This is a genomic window from Paraburkholderia xenovorans (genome assembly GCF_046030735.1).
In the GTDB taxonomy this organism is placed as follows: domain Bacteria; phylum Pseudomonadota; class Gammaproteobacteria; order Burkholderiales; family Burkholderiaceae; genus Paraburkholderia; species Paraburkholderia xenovorans_A.
The window spans coordinates 1-19,380 of the sequence record NZ_JAQQBV010000062.1; the positions used below are offsets into that span (position 1 = coordinate 1).

The window sequence follows — 19,380 nt, forward strand, 5'->3', positions numbered from 1 at the left end:
CTATTCACAAACAATTTATTGTTCAATATAATATAGATGCGTAAATTATGGGATATTGAGATGAGGAAGAAGTCCGCCCCAATCGACCTTGCAGTGATGCAGGCCGCGGCAGAGAGAGCCTGTGCGTTACTGAAGGTTCTGGCCAATCCTGACCGGTTGCTGCTGATGTGCCAGCTATCTCAGGGCGAGTTGTGTGTGAGCGACCTGGAGGAACAGTTAGGCATACGTCAGCCCACGCTCTCGCAGCAACTCGGCGTCCTTCGTGATAACGAACTCGTCGAGACACGCCGGGAAGGGAAAAGCATCTTTTATTCCATCGCGAGCAAGGAAGCAATTGCAGTCATGAACGTGCTGTACGACCAGTTTTGTGCCCAATGAAGATGAGGAGCGGCCATGTCAATTGATATCGCGAGTTTCACGCCTGGCCTGTCACTAACTGGCGGCCTTGTGATTGGCGCCGCGGCCGCCGTGTTCGTTCTTTTCAACGGGCGTATTGCCGGCATCAGCGGTATTCTCGGCGGCCTGCTGGGCTCGCCACAGAACGATGCGGGATGGCCTATCGCTTTTATTGCAGGGCTTGTAGGGGCACCTGTGCTGGCAGGTTTTCTGGGTAATCCGATAGCGCCCGATATCCAGGCTAGATGGAGCGAAATACTCATAGCAGGCTTTCTGGTAGGAATCGGCACGCGTTACGCCAGCGGTTGCACAAGCGGCCATGGTGTCTGCGGCATCTCGCGCGGGTCCATCCGTTCGCTTGTCGCGACGGCAACATTCATGGCAAGCGGTTTTGTGACCGTGTTCGTGTTCAGACATCTGCTGGGAGGCTGAAATGGGTTTGATCACTGCTTTAATTTCCGGGCTTCTGTTCGGCGTCGGTCTGATGGTGTCTGGCATGGCCAATCCGGCGAAGGTGCTGGGATTTCTCGACATCGCGGGGCGCTGGGACCCGTCTCTTGCATTGGTGATGGCCGGGGCGATAACCGTCGGCTCTATCACGTTCCTGTTTGCAAAACGCCGCAGAAAATCACTGCTAGGTCTGCCGATGCAGATTCCCGCCAACTCATCCGTGACCTTGAGACTGGTCCTGGGAAGCGCGGTGTTCGGCGTCGGCTGGGGGCTTGCAGGATTTTGCCCGGGACCCGCGCTGGTCGCGTTGGGCGCTGGTTTTCCGAAGGCATGGGGCTTTGTGGTCGCGATGCTGGCCGGCATGGCTGCGTTCGAGTTCCTTGAGCGCGCGAAGCTGAGCCGTCAGCGTGCCTGACCTGTTGCGCATACGTTCAGGAGGTGTTTAATGAAAGCGGCTACATTGCTTACGTCCGCTACGGTGATAGCTGGGCTGAACACACCGTTGCTGGCATTCGCCGCAGACGCAGAACGCCAATCTGAGGTGCAGCAGCGCGGGGCAGAGGTTATGCCCTTCAACCTCAAGGCGACAACTCACATTTTCACGAAATTGGACAGTGGCGGGAGCCAGCGCGTCATTGCGAAGGATCCATCCGATGTAGTCCAGACCAGACTGATCCGAATGCACCTGCGTGAAATCCAGGCCGAGTTTCGGCGTGGCAACTTTTCGGTGCCAGCCCGGATTCACGGTTCGGACATGCCGGGTTTATCGCAGCTCGGAGCGGCAAAGCCTGGTCAGATATCGATTGCATACAGGGACGTGGACGGCGGGGGCGAACTTATCTTGCGCAGCGGTGACCCCGGACTGGTGTCCGCGCTTCACGTGTGGTTCGATGCACAGCTCTCGGACCACGGCACCGATGCGATGGACGGGCATATGGCGCATCACCCCGGTATGGTGCCGCCGGGATCTGAATAGCACCGCGCGCTCCGGGCGAACGAGTCTTGAGAAAGCAGATACGCTGGGGCCTGTTCAGGACGAAAACTGCTCAAACGCTCCAGGCGCATGAGTGGCGTACATCATCGACGGGCCGGCGCCCATATAGACGGCGGTGCCGAGCACATCCTCGACCTCGGCTCTCGTCGCGCCGAGCTTCATAAGAGTTTGCACGTGAAAACCGATGCAATCATCGCAACGACTGGCAATCGCAATCCCGAGCGCCACTAACTCCCGCGTTTTCCTGTCCAGTGCACCGTCTTTCGTACCTTCAGCGGCAAGCTGTCTGAATGCATTCATCAGATCAGGTTGCGAAGTGCGCATCGCCCGCATTTGAGAAGCAACTGCGTTCGTGAGTTCCTTGTAGTCCGGAATGCCGCTCATCTATGCTCCTGTAGCGCTGGCTAGCGCTGGAAACCGGCCGTTCGCCGGCAGGCGATGCTTCGGCACCTCCTGGCAACCAAGGTTTCGCTCGACGTCAATACATTTACTGCGTTCCAGCAGGTGGCGGTCCCATCCGGTACTGTTCCAGTACATCTTCGTGCTCCCATCTTCGAATGCGGCGATAGTCGCTGGGTGACCATCGCTCCTTCATAGGGTAAAGCGGGCAGGCGCTAGACCCAGTCGGGTTCGTATGCAACTTCTCACTCTGCATCGGAAGCCGCCAACACCGCCAGGACCATTGCCGTAACACCGACGCGGCGCCGATGATTCGTCAGTGGCGAGCTATCAGGTGATGCGGAAATGTCCGGTCGCGCGTTGCGTTTCGCGACAGGCGCCGGCCAGTTTTCCGGTAATTGAGCTTTATGAAGGTTCGCGACGTGATGTCTGTAGTGTTCCTCTCCCGCTTGTAGTTTTGCCAAAGATGCGAGCAGTCGTGGTCGCGCCGGGGCGATCACCATCCTGTACTGCTTCCGGTCGGGCTCTGAGTCCAACACAACCCAGTCCCGCTCAGGATAATCGATCGCTGGAAACGGCATCCATAAAGGCCCCGATCGCGCGCCTCCGTCGCTGGCCGCCTCAAGGAACCAGGAAAAACTGTCGAGGCAAGCCAGTGCAAAAACACGCAGGATTGTCCAGCGCTCGACCGACGAGGTCCATCCGGGCAAGCCCACTGGCGCGAAGAGCGAAAGCCAGACAAGGACACCAAGCAACCCATGTTCGCATCGGCCGAAAAGATGCGCCGGTACGCCGACGCCCTCCCATTTTGTCCGCCATCGCAGTACCGCTTGAGCGACCGGACAGAACGATGTCGTTGTACATGCATCGAGCCGCCATGTGAGATAGCGGCCAGCGGTACAGACACACCTGCGATGCCTTTGCACGACATGGCGTATGAGATATCGTCGAATCGACTTGTAACACGCGATGGCGTCAGGCAGCACGTCATCGGAAGTGCGTACCGCTAGCGAACGGGGCAAATCGCCGACGCACTTACGGCGATGGTCAACATCTGTTTCTAACGAATCGCGAGCAAAAGCCACCGGATGGACCAAGACGTTCGAAACCCTTTCAGTCTGCCCCTGCACGACACGCGCGCAGAAGCTGCTGAGCCCATCCGCTCCGCTGACCCTTGGCGGCGCCGATGCCAACCAGGCCTCACAAACGTCCGACTGGCCTACGTTAGCCAGCAGTCGCCGAAGATTTGATGAACGGCGGCCGAACCAATCCCGCGCAAGGCCTTGCGCGACCTTGGACCGGTACGCAGGCGATATCCGGGTCGCGGGATCTCCTGCCGCGCCGGGCGATCGCACCCAGTTGTGACCGCACGTCGGACAACATAGGGGCAGCCGGAAATTGCACGCCTGCAGCCGGTAGGTCATCAATGCCTCGCCACAATGGGTGCAACGGTCACGGAGTGGACTGCCGTGGACCGGGCATGTCTTGCACCCGTCAGACTGAAAGACGGCGAGATGAATGCCGCGCGCCGCACATTGCATGCACCACATCAATTGTCGCGGTCCGGCACTCCGCGAAACGTCGCCAACCGGCAAAAACGCAGCCGCAGCGTCGCAAAGCGGAATGCACATCAGAGCGGACATCCGGAGGAGATCGAACTGTCGCATGTCGCGCAGGTCAATGCCGTGCTTCAAAGGCCAGCGACTCGGCTTTCGCAAGAAGAGTTCCGCCAATGCTGTACACGACAACGCGTTCAATTGCTGGAACCTGGCGAACAGCATAAACGCAGACTGACCGGGCAGATTCCAGTCGTCGCGCCAGCACCAGTCGCCGGCTTGCCAGGTGTCAGCGCCGGAGAGCAGAATTCCGAAGCGACTTTTCATGGTCCAGCAGATACGTCGTCAACGAATACAATGCGCAGATCTTCCAGTGCCGCAACGTAGTTGGATTCGTCTACCGCTTGTGCCCACAATGCCGAGTTGAGCCCAAAATCCATCGCATCGCGGTTCATGTTCTCGATGAGCGCGATCTCGATAGTGCGCGCGACATACTCCATCGGTACCTCCATCGTGAAATCGAACCTCGCGCGCCGGTGGGCAGCATCGAAAGCATCCCACAACGCGAGGTGCTGCTTCTCAAGGCGGAAGCCGGTGTCGAATGCGCGTTGCAGAAAATAGCGCGTGTAAGGCCAGTCACTGCCGTCTGGAAAGGTCGACGTGTCGTAAGCAGCGAGCGACATTTTCAGATCGTCGGGGGCACGAAAGCCGTCGAAGCGCAGCTCATCGACCATGAAACGGGACACGATCTGCGAGGTGTCCACGCTCTGTCGGAACGAACTCTTGCGGTTCAGGATGCCAGGTTGACCGACCAGGAATGTGAACATCCGCACGCCCCGACGCTCAAGTTCGTCCTGCACGTCGCGCAGCCATTCGTAGTGTTCGAGCTCGAGCCGCTGCGCCTCGTCGACGAATACGATCAGTTTGTTGCCGGCGGCACGTTCGACCAGTTCAGCCAGCTTATGGTAGAGGCGTAGTCGGCGCTGCAATGCCGTGCCGCTATCCGGGCGCCCATGTCGTGCCGCCTCGAGCATCATGCCGAAAAACAGTGCTTCCGAGCGTGAAGGATTGCGCGGCATTCCGATTGTCAGGACCGCCGCGCGAGGCAGCTCCAGATGCAGCAGCCGGACACAGTATCGGATCGCATATGTCTTGCCCCAGCGAGTATGCCCATAGATGACAGCGCCAGCAACGCCGCGCCGGATGCACTGACGCACGCGTGAGTACATCGCGGCGATTGCCGGAGTGGGGACCATATACGCCTGGTTCACGAGAGGATGCGCCGATGGATCGACGGGGCGTTTCAGCGAATCAGGCATCGTTCACCCGAACGTAAAAATCTGCGTGAGCCATGGTGCGTCCGGCGTCTTTCGGGCAGGTGTTTCTGCTGCCGGCGCTTCGCTTTTCACAGCCGGGCCCGCGTGTGCGACATCAGGCGACGGTTGTGCCTGATGCGACCTCGCCCGGTCTGTCAGCCTGCGCGCCAGGTCATTGGCGTCGCGTGTATGGCTTCGCGCCTGTTCCTTCTTGTAGGCAAACCACGCGCCAACAGGATCGCTGCCTTCGCGCACCGACAGCTTTCGCTGATGGATCAGCGAGAAGATTTCCTGTCGCACGCGCAGCGAATGTGGCGTAAAGCACCAGGGACGGGCGGCAGTCAACACCCCCAGTTCTGACCCGTCCATATGGAACGCGTGCAGATGGCGGATGTCCTTGATGTTGAAATAGACGCGAAGCTGCTTGCCGATCAGCCCTGCGATGCCCGACAGCACCCGGCTGTCGTAACGCACGTGTTCGAAATTGATATGCGGGCGCTCGCCGCGGCTCACGTTGCCGCGGATCGTGACAACGCGGGCCTCCTGAAGCAGGCACAGCGTGCTGCACCGGGCTACAGGTAGCGTACGCAGGAGGCCGTCCTGTTTTTCGAGCAGGAAATGCATTGCCTCCAGCGGCGTACGCCCGCCCAGTCTCCCATGCGGCTCGCCATTGTAGTTGCGAGGACCACGTCGATCACGTCTTCGAGTTCGTCAAGCGTCATCATCAGCGAAGCTTTCTCGCCGACATCATTGAGCACACGTTCGACTGCGCGAGGATCGCTGCCCGTGGTGGCCGGCAATCTGTGCGCGAAATGCGACGCGAGCTGATCGAAGAAGCGCTCGATCAGCGCGCGTTCGTTCTTCTGGCCCAGTGGCCCGTTGTTGGCTGTGCAGCCGATGACCTGGGTCAGGCGCTCAAGGGTCGCCTTCGCGAAATGTGCCTTCGCTGCGTCAAAGCGGAATGTGCCCCAGCACGCCCACGCGGTACCGGGAATCGCCTCGGACGGGAAGCCTCCGCCGGGTCTGACCGCCAGCGCCGGAATCTTCGAAGCACGGGCTGTGTGTTGCATCAGGCTCGCCTGCAAGGCCGCGGCAATGTCGTCCTTGTTGTACTCGTGGCCCAGCGCGAGCGCATAGCCAATCACTGCACGGGTTACCACATCGAGCACCAGCAGGATCCAGATCCTGTGCAGCACGAGCAATGTTTCGAAACCGAACGGATCGTCGATGCGCAGCGTCAGGCGCACGTCGATCTTGTGACCGTCGAATTCGACCGCCTCAAATGGACGGGTTGCGGGTTTGCGAATGGCATCAGGATCGTCGTTCCAGCGATGGCTGATCTGCTGGGCGCCTGCGGCGCGAGCCGCCGCGTCGACATACGGTTCGACAGCGCGCGAGCGTGACTCGCAAGCGATCGCTCACCAAGATATTTCTGGTTGAAAGGATATTCGTGCGCCTGAATGCCCGCCTGCCGGCATTGTGCAAGAAAGCCTCCGTGGAGTCGCCACAGGTGCCGATGCACTTCGGTGAGCGCTGCATGCTTCCTGCTGCGTTCGGCGACCTTGCGTTCGATCCAGCGTGCGATGTCTGGATAACGCTGCAGCAACTGGCTGAAGGCGCCGCTGGCGTTGCTTGCGATGCCCTCGCGGGATGGCTTGACCGGCGACCGGCGATCGTACGACCCCGTGTGCTGATAAGGGATCAATGCGCGGCAACCGAAGATCCGGCCGTCCTCGTGCTGCGTGATGCACCGCTCGAAAACGCGATAAAGGTCGTTGAAACCAACGCCCGTTTCCCGGCTGATTTCGCGAAGGGGAGTATGTCCATCCACAAACAAGGTCATCGCCCGGATGCGGCGCTTCAGCAGATCGCGCTCCTCGTCAGACAGCGCGCTGTCGTCGGCGCCCGGCCATTGCCCAATATCTGTCAGATCCGGAGGAATGGAGCGGCGGTCGAACCGCAACGCCCCAAAAGCGATCTTCTTCATGGCCGCTCCAGACGGGTACGCAGCCCGAGTGGTTCCAGTGCAAGCGTTGGACATCGAACCTGTCCATCAAGCACCAGTCTGAACGCCGCGGAACGGACCAGCATCGGATCGGCCGCCGGGAATTGCCGTTCGAGTTCTGCCAACGTGGTGCCATTGCCGCACGCAATGAGCACGCCGTGCATCAATCGGTCAACCGGGAGGGCGTGACCGCTCACGAGGTAACGGAGCATCATGATCCGGTTCTCGCGTAGCACATTTGGGTCGTCGAGATCTTGCGGATGAATCATCTGCAACTGCATCGAAGACGCCCGGCTCCACGACTGAAAAGCCGGGAACAGGGAATGTCCTCGCTCCACAGAGGTCCATTCCGCCATCCGCAGCACGACACACAATCTCTCGTCGTGATGCGTGCGGACCCAGAAGTCGACAAACCGGGACGGCTTCGCGTCCGGGATACACAAGGGCCGCTCGCAGTAAGTGACCACGTGCGGGTCTGATTCGAGACGAACCCGGAGATCGAAGGCAAGCCGCCCGAACAGGGTCAGCTGGCGCCCGATCTTCGGACCGAAGAGGTCATATCGATGCGCGCCGTGCGGACGCGCGTTGTTGACTGCCCGCAAGAAACGTGGTGGTATCATCGACGGCACTCCGGTTTGCCCGACCATCATGTTTTAGTACAGAACGACCCGGACATCGGCCCTTCTGGCAGCGACGTGATTGCGGTTTTGCACGCCAATTCATTCACTACAAAATACGTGTCATTCGCTACATTTTTTCATGCCTTTAAATGTGCGTATGCACATTATTCGGATTTCGGCGACCCGACTGCTCGTTCACCGCGTCCAGCCGTGAAACAATCCGACGGAAAGCCGGCAAAATTGGCCGCAAAGCCCTGCCGCCATTGCTTCTTCGGTTGCTGAAGTAGACCAGCCCTCTGTTTCACGGACATGCCGCCCGGGCAGTACCAGGGCATGTGACATTTCAGACATTCTCTTCCTTCGTGTGGCGTTTTCGACTTTCGCTTCTTCACCCGCAGAAGCAAAAGTGGTTACGACACAGACAGCAACCCAACCCTCGCCCATTGCGGGCTGACCGGAGGTGCTGCAATTTTCCCTTCAACCGACGGTTGCAGAGCGAGATAACAGTACTCGAAGCCAAAGTGCGGCGTTATAACGAAAAAAATAGCGCCTCCCCCTTTGCGCGCTCGTCAATAGCGCCAGCGAATTCTACTCACGCAACTCGCGCGCCAATGAGCCGATCGCCACGGCCGAAATCCGAAATGTCTCCCTGATGGCAACTCGCCGGCCGAATGCAAAGAGGTTCCGCGATCGGCGGCTCGATGCGTTGCTGTCCGATGCGGGCCCGTCCTGATGCCAACCGCTCGACTGTTCATCGCGTCTGCTGTGCCGCTGTAGGCGGTCACGCGGCGGCAGATGCTTACGGTCGAGGATCTTCCGTCTATCAGCCTGCAGACTTAGCATGTGGACTTACCAGCGGCCGTTGTCGCCCCGCTCGTCGTTATTTGGGCGACGGGGCTGGGACCACCAAACAGGAGTCCCCTCGACTACATTAGGACGTCTGCGCCGCATGCGATGATAGAACTACGACTTGGCGCGTTGACTGTCGCGGACCTTCGGACGTGCTATCAGATAGCTGCCCGGCGCCGCACTCTCTTTCTTCGTGATCACAGCAGTTCTCAGCCAGCCCACGTCGGACTCACCTCCGCCCTCCCCTCTAGCGCACGTACAGCCGGAGCGACACGGCCCCCACCACTGAAAAATTCCGCGGGGGGCCGGGAACCGGGGCACGCAACCTCCCCTGCGCGGCTGATCATCGCAATTTCGCTAGGACGATCACTCTCGTCGGACCCCTCCGCCGACTCTCGCCCATTGCTTGTACAGTCGAACGCCCTTCGGCCGCCCTTTCGCTCTGCTCTCACAATTGGCGCGTATGCGCCGTGCTAACGACCTACACAAATTCAGTATATAAGGCGCTCCCTCAGACGGCCCAACGGTTCTGATGCGAAACATCTAAGTCGGCACGCAAGAGCAGTGGATGAAGAGCTTTTTTATTTTTAAAATATCATAATCAAAAAACTCCTAACAATTTCAGCTTACGGAGACATTCCTGTCTGCTTTGGCGAGACAGCGTCGAAAGGCGAATATGGAGAGAAAAGACCTTACCGACGTTCAAAACAGCGTTGCTCGGCCCAGTTTCCACGTGGAAACTGGCTACGGACCATCGGCCGCAAGGGAATTCAAGATCACACGACCGCGTAAAGGAACAGCGGTTGAAGGACAGTCTTGCCCATGTCGAGGAATTTCCGGTGACCGCCCAAGTTGTCAGATCTAATGCTAGGCCTACGCATGATGTCTTCGCGATCGGCTCACCGTGCGGAAAAACGCCGGCCACCAATCGTCCAGTTAAGTTGATCGACGCGCGCGGATTGCAACGCGGTCAGCAAGGTGGCACAAAAAGCCATCAGGGAATCCCGTCGCTGCGTACCAGCTCTGGGTCCCGTTAGGTCGCTGACGCAGCGTTGGCGACGGATGGCTCTCGTCCGTGTCGATAGATATGACAAAGCAACGCGAGTTGAGACGCGAGGACCTTTTCCCGCAACCGACCCGCTTCTGGAAGGCAGGAAACCCTTATAGAGATCGCTCGACGCGAGCCAAGTAAAAGCATCCAGAGGCACGGAGGCATGCCTTTCACGTCATCAGCGGCAGCGAGCCTTGATTCGGACCTCTTGTATGGACCGGAGACGTGGGTAACACATAATCCGCTCAGAGGATTCAGGTTGATGATTCCGAAACGGTGATGCGCAAAAACAGGTCGTAGCAATTCTCTTCAGCGACACGCTCGCGGAGGGCCACCGGCAGGTTCTGCAATGCGCTCGATATCTTGAATCGCTGGTTCCTGAAGCGTAGGCCACCGTTTCACTTTACGCGCTGCACGTGGTCGTTCGCGCCGTACTCGATCGGCGGTAGGGTCTCGGATAGGCGCGCGGACTCCGTCGATAGCGCGCGACCGGGGTCGCCATGTCCAGCGCCTGATGCGGGCGCCGATGGTTTTAGACCAGGCGCCACTCATCGAACGCCTGTTGGGCGCTGGGCAGGTCCCTGAAATGACGCCCGGCACTCACCTCGGCCTTCAGCGTGCGGTGAAAGCGTTTCTCCTTGTCGATGGTCTCCGGATCCGCCACGCGGCTGTGCGACAGTCGCACGCCCAGCCGCATGAGCCAGATCGCCAGTTCGGTCAACTAGCCCGGCTGGCTGGGGCTTGCACCACGTTGAACCATCGTCCGCGTTGTTGCGCCGGCAGCCCATAGCGGCGGAACGTGCGCTCCAGTTGATGCTACGTGATGCCGGTGTCGGTGCAGATGCAGGCATCGAGTGTCACGTTGTAGCGCGAATGATCGTCCAGCATGGTCAGTGGCGAACAGTGCCGTCCGTCCTGCAGGTCGAACCAGCCCTTGAAATCCATCAGAGATCGTTGGGCTGCGTGTGCTCGAAGTGCTGCCAAGCCGTGGAGGCGTCGGAAGCGGCCGGTCGGTCGCCGGTGGCGATGCAGGATATCGGTCACCGTACTGGGGGCGGGCGCGTCCGTGTGACCCAGATCGCACAGACGTCGGCTGATCTTGCGTCCCCCTCGGGCCGGATGCGCGCCGCAGTTCGACCACCCGCTGCTCGACCGACTGTGTCGTGCGTGCCAGACTCTGTTGGGGCCGTCGCGAATGATCCGTCAGCGCGGTGTCGCCTCCCTGCGCGTGGCGATCGAGCCACTTGTAGCCGGACTTCGGGCTGATGCCAAAACGCCGACACCGTTCACGACGGTTGGCGCCTTCCTGCGAGGCTAGGCTGACGAATTCCAGACGCAGATCCATGGTGTCTCTCGGGTTCCGGACATGAGCGGCTCCAGGCGATTCGCTCGCCCAGAGTGTTGCCCACGTCTCCGCACACCCGCTACCCATGTCACCGGTCCTACAACCTCTCAAAGAAAAGGCATCAGCCGCGTTGACACCGGCATTCCAGAGAAGCGCAGTCGACTTTGCGGCCGCAATGACGACCCAGTCACTAGCCGACGCTCCTCCCCAAAAATTGAGTTTGGGCGCGCCCAGTCACACGGACGAGATAAGAGCAGACCCACGTGCGCAATGTGCAAGTCGAACTGCGTGAAACACACGCTATGCCGACGCCGCAAACGTCGGGGCGGAGCACTTTAACGGTTTCAACTGTCGCATCGTTTCGCCACACTTTAGCGTCGTATTTTTGACAACATTCGTTGGTCCCTGCCGCACTCTGCCCCGCCATACAAAAATGCCAACAACGACACGTCAGGCATCGACAGGCGCAATTGACGAACTCTGCTCGCTCTGATACATCGGATCGCCCACCACATTAACAACCTGTTCAGAGAAATCCTCTGACAGATCGGAATAAGAGTGCACGCCGCAGCGATGGACGCTCCCGGTCAACGAGCAGTTTCCACGTGGAAACTGCTCGGCAGACTACCGGGCGGGAAGTCTGACTGGTCGCACCTGCCGGGCTAGCGACGCTCGCGTTATTTGCGCTGAACCTTGTTGCGTCGTATGCCCGAAACGAATTTTTGACAAATCCCAAGACGAAAGCGACGACCCGCTCTTAACCGAGGAGATCGGAACCGGCGGTCGCTGCGCGGTTTCCACGTGGAAACCAACTTCTGTTCGAAAAATTTCGTTCGCCGCCCAACCGCAGAGAAAGCGACGGCGCCGTCGCGACAAGCCCAATTTCCGAGAGAAAAGATCAGTCGGCACGGAAACGACAATTCAAACGGTTCTTTACGACCATCTGTCCCGAGTTACCACCTGACAGCCTTGGGCGAGACATCCGCTTTTCTGTAAAAATATTTGCATCCCTTCCGCACTGAACCTAGCATTTACCAAATTCGTGAAAGAAGCTTCGTCAACCTCAATTCAAAAATAGATATTATTTAAATAACATGTTATTGCGAAAAATATAAATTTAATTTATGCTTAATTTCTTGTTATTCGGAGTACGGATATGGGAATAGTCATCGCGGTCGCAAACCAGAAGGGCGGAAGCGGGAAAACCACGATTACCCTCAATCTCGCGGGTGCGTACTGCGACGATGAACCAGACCTGCGCGTTCTCGTCGTTGACGCCGACTCGCAGAGTTCATCGGTTCGAGCAACGGGAGCGGGGGAGGTGCCCTATCCCTTCACGGTGGTTAACTTGGCGGCGGCGGGCTCGAATCTAGGGCGTGAAATCAAACGGATGGCTGAGAACTACGATCTTGTCATTGTCGACTGCCCGCCAAGCGTGCACGACAAAAACACTGAAATCGCCATCGCCGCCTCTGACTTTGTTCTCGTTCCGATGGACGCGTCCGCACTCGATGCGTGGAGTACGACCGGCATGCTTCAACTCGTCCGCCGAACAATCGGAAGCGATCCTAGGAGTTGCGGAATCGTGTTCAATCGTGTGAACACGAAAACCACGGGGTATGCCGAGGTACGAGCCGCAATGGCGGAGGACAATCCCTATCCAATCCTTGAGAGCACGATAGCTTTACGCGAAATCTACAAAACTTCCATCGGCGTGGGAGCGACTGTATTCACGGTGAAAGGACAACGTACAGCGAAGCAGGCCCGCGACGAAATTACGGCTGTGGCCAAAGAAATCCTCGCTATTAAAGGCTTGCTGGAGGCGTGATGACAAACAAGAATCAAGTAGCGAAAGTGAAGATCGGCTTGGGTGCATCCATTCGGAAAGGCATCGCCAACGAAAGAGCAGATGTCGACGGACGCCTCGACGCAACTGGCGTTTTGCACGCAAAAGATCAACCGACAAATCATGTAGGAGCCGGCGTTGCCGGGGATCCGCTCGCGAACACGTACGGTAACCGTACGAACGCCTCAGCAGTCTTGCCTCGGGTCCGAATACTATTGAACGAGCTTGTTTCGAACCCGTTCAACCCGCGCGAGTTCTACAGCCCGATGGCTATTGATGATTTGGCGGTTCGTCTGAAGCGGGAGGGGCAACACGTACCGATCACTGTTACGCGCAATCATCGATATCCTGGAAAGTACGTCATTGTCGACGGGGAATTCCGCTTCCGCGCGAAGAAGAGTCTTGGCGAGCCGTCGATCGACGCGGAGATCGTCCCAGATCTAAGTGACCAAGACCTTTACCTCCGCGCCAGTAGCATTAACAAAAATCGGACCAAGCAAACAGTATTCGACGATGCTGTGGCGTGGAGTCGTGTACTCTCAGAAGGGATTTTTGCAAGTCAAGACGCTTTAGCCGAAAGCCTCGGCGTAGGCAAGGCTCTAGTATCCAAAACTTTGCTTATCGGCAAATTACAAAAACACTATCTTCAACAGATGGCGGACGCCGATGGCATTGGCCTGGCACACGCATACAATGTCAAACTTATCTTTGACCGCGTCCGTGTCGATGTGGCGGAGTCCATACTCGAGCGCGTCGTGCAGGGCGAGATGTCCGTTCGACGGCTTGAAGAATACGTGAAGAAACTAGATGGAGCCTCGCCAGCCCGCGCGACGAAAACGCATTACAGCGGCAACATGCCTTTCCACACCCCAGACGGCCGCGACATCGGCGCACTTAAGCGTTACCGCGACGGACGAACCGAATTGAAACTGACAGGTCTCAGCGAAGATCAGCAAACGATCCTCGTCTCCAAACTTGAGGGCGTGGTGCGCGAGTTTATCGCGTCGCAACTATCTAGCGCAGCACCTACTGTGCCGCACGAGAGTGCCGAGTAACAGAGCGCTGCTAGCAGCCTATCCTTAAGTCATTTCAGGTGGAAGCAGTGCGTCGTGAGTGTTGGTTTGCACTGAATCCTGACCCAGGTTTTGCATCGAATATTGACCCACCCTTTGGACCGGTTTTCGGGGTTAGGTAGTGGGTGTTTGGGTCTTTTTTCTCTCCTTTTTAGGTTGTGTCGTGCTGTTCTTGAAACGATAGCTATCGTTTCCGGTTTCCACAATGTGGCAGTGATGCGTGAGCCTATCTAACAAGGCGGTCGTCATCTTCGCGTCGCCAAAGACACTTGCCCATTCCGAGAAGCTCAGATTGGTCGTGATGATGACGCTCGTGCGCTCGTAGAGTTTGCTAAGCAGGTGGAACAGCAAGGCGCCACCGTTCTGGCTGAATGGCAAATAGCCGAGCTCGTCGAGGATCACGACGTCGGCATACATCAGACGCAATGCCAGTTGACCCGGCTTTCCCACCAGCTTCTCTTGCTCAAGGGCGTTGACGAGCTCAATGGTCGAGAAGAAACGCACACGGCTTCGATCATGTTCGATCGCCTGTACCCCGATCGCTGTCGCCAGATGCGTTTTACCAGTGCCAGGTCCGCCGACCAGGACTACGTTCTGAGCTGGTGCCACGAACTCACATCGGTGCAACTGACGCACGGTCGCTTCGTTGACGTCGCTGCATTTGAAGTCGAAACCGTTCAGATCCCGATATGCAGGGAAGCGAGCGACCTTCATCTGATACGCCAGTGAGCGCACCTCGCGAGCGGCCATTTCCGCTTTGAGCAGTCCGGCCAGCACCAGAGACGCGGACTTGTAGGCAGGCGAATCCTGCGCAGCCAACTCGCCAAGCGCCTGGGCCATGCCGTGCAGCTTCAGTGACTTGAGCATCTCCATCATGGCATCAGGCTGCATGATGATCCTCCCGGTCTCTCAGGCGGTCATAGCGGCTGACGTTGGCTTCGGGCTCGACCCGCAGGGCGAAGGCTTGTGGTGCCTGTAGCGGCGGCACTGGTGCCCCGTCAAGCAGCCGGCTCAGGAAGTTCAGAACTGTTTGCTTGGAGGGCGCTCCTGCTTCGAGGGCCAGTTCGACGGCGGTTAGCACGGCCTGCTCGTCGTGAAGCAGAACCAGCGCCAGTATCTCGACCATCTCCCGATCGCCGCCCGGGTGCTTCAAGAGGATTGCTTGCAACCGCTTAAAGCCCGCCGGGAACTCAGCGAACGGTGCGCCGTTGCGCAATGCACCGGGTTTGCGCTGCAAGACCGCCAGATAATGACGCCAGTCGTAAATGGTTTCGCCACGATCATGGCTGCGGTTGATGCACCGGACGTGTTCGGCGATCACCTGCCCTTCGGCGACGAAGACGAGCTGGGCCGCATACACATGCAAGCTGATAGGTCGGTTGGCAAAGGCAGCAGGCACGCTATAACGGTTGCGATCGAAACTCACCAGGCAGGTTGGCGAGACGAGCTTGGTGTGCTCGACAAAGCCGTCAAAGGCTTGTCCCACCGGCATGAGATGAGGGCGCTCGATCGACCATGCATCCCAGATCGTTGTGTCCTGCTCGGGATGCTTGGTCTGCTGCCAAAGCAAGACACATTGGTCGGCCAGCCAGTCGTTCAATGCAGCAAGCGAACCAAACGCCGGCACGCGTTGCCACAGCCGGTGACGGCTATCCTGAACGTTCTTCTCGATTTGCCCCTTCTCCCAACCCGAAGCCGGGTTGCAGAACTCGGCGTCAAACAGATAGTGACTGACCATGGCGCTAAAGCGCGCATTGACGTCCCTAAGCTTGCCGCGGCGGACCTTATCCACGGCGGTCTTCATATTGTCGTAGATGCCTCGGCGCGGAATACCGCCCCACGCCACGAACGCGTGGTGGTGCGCGTCGAACAGCATCTCGTGCGTCTGCAGTAAATAGGCGCGTAGGAAGAACGCTCGGCTATGACTGAGCTTGAACTGCGCGACCTGCAACTTGGTGCGCTCGCCGTTGATGACGGCCCAGTCCTCGCTCCAATCGAACTGGAAGGCTTCACCGAGCGCAAAGGTCAGCGGCACAAAGGTGCCTCGCCCAGCGGTTCGTGCGTGCTCCTGCTGCTCCTGGCGCCAGCGCCTCGCGAATGCGGCGACCCGATCATAAGAGCCGGTGAAACCCAGCGCGCTCAAGTCAGTGTGGATCTGCTTGAGCGTTCTGCGCTGTTTGCGCGGTCGCTTAGCTTCTGTGTTTAGCCAATCGGCGAGCTTCGCCGCGAAACCGTCGAGCTTGCTAGGGCTCTGGCGTTCGGGATAAGTCGGCAGCACAGTGCCGGCGCGAATATAGCGCCTGACCGTGTTTCTCGATACGCCGAGGCGTTTGGCGATCTCGCGCAACGAGACATGATCGCGATAGTGCCAGCGTCGAATGATGCTCAATATTGCCATGTCGATCACTCCGTTCTCCCGCTCGTCGCTTGAGCGGGCCAGTGTGTTCTACGTGGGTCAATATTCGATGCAAATTACCGCGTCAGGTGGGTCAGAATTCGGTGCAAATCAACATCGTGAGTCCTAATCAGAGTTCTAGGCAGCGAGGACGAATTCAAGAAGTTCGTCCGCGCTGGGTTCGCCCCAAGTATCGAGCACCAGCCATCGAAAGAAGCCTGTCTCAGCAAGCTTGGAGGGCTTCTTTGGAGGGGAGAGCTTGAGATTTTTTGCTTCAACAGTCTCGTTGTAACGCTCAATTAAACGCGTCTGATCATCGATCTCCAGCTCTCTGAAATATTCGCGCGCCTCTGACATTTTCTGAACCAAGTATCTGTCACGAACCTGGGCCTGTCTGCCTTGAGGCGGTGCCGCGGGTTCTTTCCGCTGCTTAGGTGTTGGTTCTTCTGGCAAAGCATAGCCGTGTGATAGAGCCTTTCTGAAATACGCAGCAACGTTGTCGACCGGAGCAGCATTCTTCTTTGTCGAACGATTGACTACGTAGGCTAACGCAGATCGTACACGCTGATCTCCGTACTGCGCGAGCAGTTTTCGGGCTTCGGAGCGGGGAACTCCCAGTTTAATAACTTCCTCTACAAGTGCCTCGTTTCTTCCATCAGAGTCGTCCTTAACTTCAACATCCATCTTTCTGGTCACCTTGAACTGCACAGCCTCCACGCTGCGTCCGGCCTTATGTTCGACGAGCTCAAGCACGTGATCAGATATCTCGTTGACCTCACGTATGCAAGGCATCAGTACTTTGCTCTTAAACAGCTTGTACTCTTGGTACGACTGCGCGCTCCGATCCTGACCAAGTATCAGATCTCGGAACTTGGACAGAGGAATCTTTGCAGTGAGTCCAACGCCCTCATACCGCACGGTGTTTTCCCAGAGGGCCAAGGAATGCGCGCGCCTGAATTCTCGCGCGATCCGCATATCGATAAGCGCATAAATTTCGGGGCTAAGCAGTTCACCGCGAATCTGTTCGGAAAAGCTATATTTGAGAACCGCGTGCTGCAATTCCGCGCCGGCGAGCAACCCTGATGCCCGCCAAACAGCCGTTTTATCCGCCGCAAGGTAGTCCCAGTTCACTACGGTACTGATCAGAGAATTGACCGTTTCCTTGACGTACTGAGTGTTGTTACTGTTCAAACCACTGTCTTGGGACAGTGCGCCGATCGTGATCGAGTAGCTAGTACGACCCGGTTCAATCGCGTCCTGCTTGATAGCGTTTTTGATAAGCGAGCTGAACATTTTCCGTTGCTGCAAACCAAGTTTTCCCGACTTAGGAGCGATATGGATTGCTTGAACTGCCTTGCGCAGGATGTCCGGAGGCTCGTTAGCTTGAAACAACGACACTTGCTTGTCCGCTGGGTCACCGGCTCGTTTGCGTGCCATCGTCATGCCTTAGGTAGCCATCAATTGGCATGACTTTATACCTATGGGTTTTCCCGCGCAAGCCGGTCACGTATCGACTGGAAGCAATACGCGAAGTTGGCACGATAAGTGTTTGATTGTACGCACTTCCAAAATCTGAACGCGCGTGGATTTTTGTCCCATAAGTGGCAACCATTAGCAACGAAAGCCCCCCATAGAAGGTCACCTTTCCACATCTAGCCCAGCGGCGGTTGGTGTAAACACTTATCGGCAGGTAGCCAGTTGTGGGAACCGAAGTGCTGAGTCTAGGAAACACTGCGGCGAATCGGGCTTTGAGGCTTGTCGTAGATGGTAATTTACCCATAGAAGGCTACCTTGTCGTTTCCCACAAACAGCTACCTTTTCACTGCTTGGCAGCGGCTATGTTCGAGACGGGTTTCCCATAAACGGCTACCTGAAGTGAACCCCATAGCTGGCTACCTTCTCAAACGTGAGGTTGATCTATAAAGAGTTTGCTGGAGCAGTTCGTAAAGCCTATGTTTGAAAAACAGGCTCGTACTCCCCATGACAGGCTACCTTCGAGTGGCCCCATAAATAGCTACCTAAGGCGTTCACCGTCAATGACATCGGGTCCCCCCTGCGTTCCGGGTCTCACCATAAGTGGCTACCAATATAACTTCCCATAGAAGGCTACCTAGGCAGTGAGAGACCGCTTTCCCAGAGACGGCAACCTATATCCCATATCCACAACCTGGTAGCCCCATCTGTGGCTACCCCTCATCCCATATCCACAACCTGTTTGCCCCATCAGTGACTACCACCTTACCCATAGTCGGCTACCTATCGTCCTGCAAACCCCCGCCCAGTAAGGGTTTAGAGCTTCTAAAGGTTTGTAAACGGTTAAAGGGTCTTCTAAATCTGTAAACACACGCGAGTCTCTGTAGAAAAATAACCTCACCCCCGGCACCTTACTTACCGAACTAACAAGGCCAGCTCTCATGGCAACCATCCCCAGCCCCGGAACACGCCTCCCTAGGATCCCCTCCCTTTGAAAGCAAAACGTCGGCGCCGATTTGCACAAAGCATTCAAGTTGGCGCAAGTACGGCCGCAATTGCTCAAACATGCCAGATTCGATCCGAATCGATCTTGATCGCTCCTCGATCACCAAAGATATTTTTTGGTCACTCGAACCCATAGACGGCTCCCCGACGACGGCCACAACGAACTGTTCGACGGTCAAGGCGCACAGCTTGGGCAGCAAAGTGGCCTTTCGTCTAATGACATCCTCACCGAAAGCGCTGATCAATAAACTGATCGCGTGAGCCCGTCGATACGTAATGGCCTCGCCGCCATGGAACGCAGTTACAACCACGTCTGGCAGACGAGCAGCCATCAACGCTCGTGAAATTTTCGCCGCAGATACGCTTAAATCTCGCGACAACGAAGCTTGGGAAGTCCACAGACCAGACTCGAGCAAACTTGAATAGAAGTGACCTAGCCGGACTGCCGAGCGCGTTTGTCTTTGAAGTGCGACGTGGGCTTCTGTTGCCACGTTCTTACAACACCAATTTTTGTCCATATATTGATTCGTCATCCTGATTTACCAAACGGTCCAGTTTCGAGATTGCAGGCTATCGCACTTGAAAGCGCTGTCAATGTGATTGCATC

The 19,380-nt window shown here is 57.3% G+C and carries 17 protein-coding genes and 1 pseudogene; 7 read left to right on the top strand and 11 right to left on the bottom strand.

Annotation, left to right across the window (positions count from 1 at the left end):
- The first annotated feature begins 60 nt into the window (after nucleotides 1-60).
- The 4 genes from PQQ51_RS32915 to PQQ51_RS32930 are packed head-to-tail and all read left to right on the top strand — an operon-like array spanning nucleotide 61 to nucleotide 1,822.
- The gene (locus PQQ51_RS32915; protein WP_408501378.1) at nucleotides 61-378 is read left to right on the top strand and encodes a metalloregulator ArsR/SmtB family transcription factor; all 318 of its coding nucleotides are present in this window, start codon (nucleotides 61-63) and stop codon (nucleotides 376-378) included.
- Between the two features lie 15 nt (nucleotides 379-393).
- Complete coding sequence (locus PQQ51_RS32920; protein WP_408501379.1) at nucleotides 394-828, top strand: YeeE/YedE family protein; 435 nt, start codon at nucleotides 394-396, stop codon at nucleotides 826-828.
- A gap of 1 nt (nucleotide 829) precedes the next feature.
- The gene (locus tag PQQ51_RS32925; RefSeq protein ID WP_408501380.1) at nucleotides 830-1,261 is read left to right on the top strand and encodes a DUF6691 family protein; all 432 of its coding nucleotides are present in this window, start codon (nucleotides 830-832) and stop codon (nucleotides 1,259-1,261) included.
- Nucleotides 1,262-1,291: 30 nt separating this feature from the next.
- The gene (locus tag PQQ51_RS32930; RefSeq protein WP_408501381.1) at nucleotides 1,292-1,822 is read left to right on the top strand and encodes an aspartate carbamoyltransferase; all 531 of its coding nucleotides are present in this window, start codon (nucleotides 1,292-1,294) and stop codon (nucleotides 1,820-1,822) included.
- Between the two features lie 54 nt (nucleotides 1,823-1,876).
- On the opposite strand, the gene PQQ51_RS32935 is transcribed toward PQQ51_RS32930, so the two are convergent.
- The 8 genes and pseudogenes from PQQ51_RS32935 to PQQ51_RS32970 form a co-directional block, all read right to left on the bottom strand.
- Nucleotides 1,877-2,224, bottom strand: coding sequence for a carboxymuconolactone decarboxylase family protein (locus tag PQQ51_RS32935; RefSeq protein ID WP_408501382.1), 348 nt, complete (start codon nucleotides 2,222-2,224; stop codon nucleotides 1,877-1,879).
- 260 nt (nucleotides 2,225-2,484) lie between these two features.
- Nucleotides 2,485-4,122 (bottom strand): hypothetical protein, encoded by a 1,638-nt coding sequence (locus PQQ51_RS32940; protein ID WP_408501383.1) that lies wholly within the window; start codon nucleotides 4,120-4,122, stop codon nucleotides 2,485-2,487.
- Nucleotides 4,119-5,114 carry an AAA family ATPase gene (locus tag PQQ51_RS32945; RefSeq protein ID WP_408501384.1) on the bottom strand — a complete coding sequence of 332 codons (996 nt, stop codon included), beginning with the start codon at nucleotides 5,112-5,114 and terminating at the stop codon, nucleotides 4,119-4,121. Before PQQ51_RS32945 ends, PQQ51_RS32940 begins: the two co-directional genes overlap by 4 nt.
- A 3-nt stretch (nucleotides 5,115-5,117) precedes the next feature.
- Nucleotides 5,118-5,735 carry a hypothetical protein gene (locus tag PQQ51_RS32950; protein WP_408501385.1) on the bottom strand — a complete coding sequence of 206 codons (618 nt, stop codon included), beginning with the start codon at nucleotides 5,733-5,735 and terminating at the stop codon, nucleotides 5,118-5,120.
- Nucleotides 5,684-6,358 (bottom strand): TnsB C-terminal domain-containing protein, encoded by a 675-nt coding sequence (locus PQQ51_RS32955; RefSeq protein ID WP_408501386.1) that lies wholly within the window; start codon nucleotides 6,356-6,358, stop codon nucleotides 5,684-5,686. Before PQQ51_RS32955 ends, PQQ51_RS32950 begins: the two co-directional genes overlap by 52 nt.
- A complete protein-coding gene (locus tag PQQ51_RS32960; RefSeq protein WP_408501387.1) occupies nucleotides 6,349-7,098 on the bottom strand; it encodes a hypothetical protein in 750 nt (249 codons plus the stop codon). The genes PQQ51_RS32955 and PQQ51_RS32960 overlap by 10 nt, the downstream gene beginning before the upstream one ends.
- Complete coding sequence (locus tag PQQ51_RS32965) at nucleotides 7,095-7,736, bottom strand: hypothetical protein (protein ID WP_408501388.1); 642 nt, start codon at nucleotides 7,734-7,736, stop codon at nucleotides 7,095-7,097. Before PQQ51_RS32965 ends, PQQ51_RS32960 begins: the two co-directional genes overlap by 4 nt.
- Nucleotides 7,737-9,885: 2,149 nt before the next feature.
- Nucleotides 9,886-10,981: pseudogene (locus PQQ51_RS32970) on the bottom strand (IS481 family transposase); the annotation flags it as partial.
- Between the two features lie 1,156 nt (nucleotides 10,982-12,137).
- Here PQQ51_RS32970 and PQQ51_RS32975 point away from each other — a divergent pair.
- Nucleotides 12,138-12,809 (top strand): AAA family ATPase, encoded by a 672-nt coding sequence (locus PQQ51_RS32975; protein ID WP_408501389.1) that lies wholly within the window; start codon nucleotides 12,138-12,140, stop codon nucleotides 12,807-12,809.
- Nucleotides 12,809-13,882, top strand: coding sequence for a ParB/RepB/Spo0J family partition protein (locus PQQ51_RS32980; RefSeq protein ID WP_408501390.1), 1,074 nt, complete (start codon nucleotides 12,809-12,811; stop codon nucleotides 13,880-13,882). Before PQQ51_RS32975 ends, PQQ51_RS32980 begins: the two co-directional genes overlap by 1 nt.
- A 132-nt stretch (nucleotides 13,883-14,014) precedes the next feature.
- On the opposite strand, the gene istB is transcribed toward PQQ51_RS32980, so the two are convergent.
- The 3 genes from istB to PQQ51_RS32995 form a co-directional block, all read right to left on the bottom strand.
- Entirely contained in the window at nucleotides 14,015-14,791 is a 777-nt protein-coding gene (gene istB / locus PQQ51_RS32985; RefSeq protein ID WP_408501391.1) for an IS21-like element helper ATPase IstB, read from the bottom strand.
- Nucleotides 14,781-16,298 (bottom strand): IS21 family transposase, encoded by a 1,518-nt coding sequence (istA, locus tag PQQ51_RS32990; protein ID WP_408501394.1) that lies wholly within the window; start codon nucleotides 16,296-16,298, stop codon nucleotides 14,781-14,783. The genes istB and istA overlap by 11 nt, the downstream gene beginning before the upstream one ends.
- A gap of 135 nt (nucleotides 16,299-16,433) precedes the next feature.
- The gene (locus PQQ51_RS32995) at nucleotides 16,434-17,732 is read right to left on the bottom strand and encodes a replication initiation protein (protein ID WP_408501392.1); all 1,299 of its coding nucleotides are present in this window, start codon (nucleotides 17,730-17,732) and stop codon (nucleotides 16,434-16,436) included.
- Nucleotides 17,733-18,833: 1,101 nt separating this feature from the next.
- On the opposite strand from PQQ51_RS32995, the gene PQQ51_RS33000 reads away from it, so the two are divergent.
- Complete coding sequence (locus PQQ51_RS33000; RefSeq protein ID WP_408501393.1) at nucleotides 18,834-19,034, top strand: hypothetical protein; 201 nt, start codon at nucleotides 18,834-18,836, stop codon at nucleotides 19,032-19,034.
- The last annotated feature ends 346 nt before the right edge of the window (nucleotides 19,035-19,380 follow it).

Excerpts from the sequence above, each read along its gene's own strand:
- PQQ51_RS32950 (WP_408501385.1), bottom strand. The coding sequence starts at position 5,735 with ATGCATTTCCTGCTCGAAAAACAGGACGGCCTCCTGCGTACGCTACCT.
- PQQ51_RS32960 (WP_408501387.1), bottom strand. The coding sequence starts at position 7,098 with ATGAAGAAGATCGCTTTTGGGGCGTTGCGGTTCGACCGCCGCTCCATT.
- PQQ51_RS32930 (WP_408501381.1), top strand. The coding sequence starts at position 1,292 with ATGAAAGCGGCTACATTGCTTACGTCCGCTACGGTGATAGCTGGGCTG.
- PQQ51_RS32975 (WP_408501389.1), top strand. The coding sequence starts at position 12,138 with ATGGGAATAGTCATCGCGGTCGCAAACCAGAAGGGCGGAAGCGGGAAA.
- PQQ51_RS32945 (WP_408501384.1), bottom strand. The coding sequence starts at position 5,114 with ATGCCTGATTCGCTGAAACGCCCCGTCGATCCATCGGCGCATCCTCTC.
- PQQ51_RS33000 (WP_408501393.1), top strand. The coding sequence starts at position 18,834 with ATGCCAGATTCGATCCGAATCGATCTTGATCGCTCCTCGATCACCAAA.
- PQQ51_RS32935 (WP_408501382.1), bottom strand. The coding sequence starts at position 2,224 with ATGAGCGGCATTCCGGACTACAAGGAACTCACGAACGCAGTTGCTTCT.
- istB (WP_408501391.1), bottom strand. The coding sequence starts at position 14,791 with ATGCAGCCTGATGCCATGATGGAGATGCTCAAGTCACTGAAGCTGCAC.
- PQQ51_RS32995 (WP_408501392.1), bottom strand. The coding sequence starts at position 17,732 with ATGGCACGCAAACGAGCCGGTGACCCAGCGGACAAGCAAGTGTCGTTG.
- PQQ51_RS32940 (WP_408501383.1), bottom strand. The coding sequence starts at position 4,122 with ATGAAAAGTCGCTTCGGAATTCTGCTCTCCGGCGCTGACACCTGGCAA.
- PQQ51_RS32925 (WP_408501380.1), top strand. The coding sequence starts at position 830 with ATGGGTTTGATCACTGCTTTAATTTCCGGGCTTCTGTTCGGCGTCGGT.
- PQQ51_RS32920 (WP_408501379.1), top strand. The coding sequence starts at position 394 with ATGTCAATTGATATCGCGAGTTTCACGCCTGGCCTGTCACTAACTGGC.
- PQQ51_RS32965 (WP_408501388.1), bottom strand. The coding sequence starts at position 7,736 with ATGATACCACCACGTTTCTTGCGGGCAGTCAACAACGCGCGTCCGCAC.
- istA (WP_408501394.1), bottom strand. The coding sequence starts at position 16,298 with ATGGCAATATTGAGCATCATTCGACGCTGGCACTATCGCGATCATGTC.
- PQQ51_RS32980 (WP_408501390.1), top strand. The coding sequence starts at position 12,809 with ATGACAAACAAGAATCAAGTAGCGAAAGTGAAGATCGGCTTGGGTGCA.
- PQQ51_RS32915 (WP_408501378.1), top strand. The coding sequence starts at position 61 with ATGAGGAAGAAGTCCGCCCCAATCGACCTTGCAGTGATGCAGGCCGCG.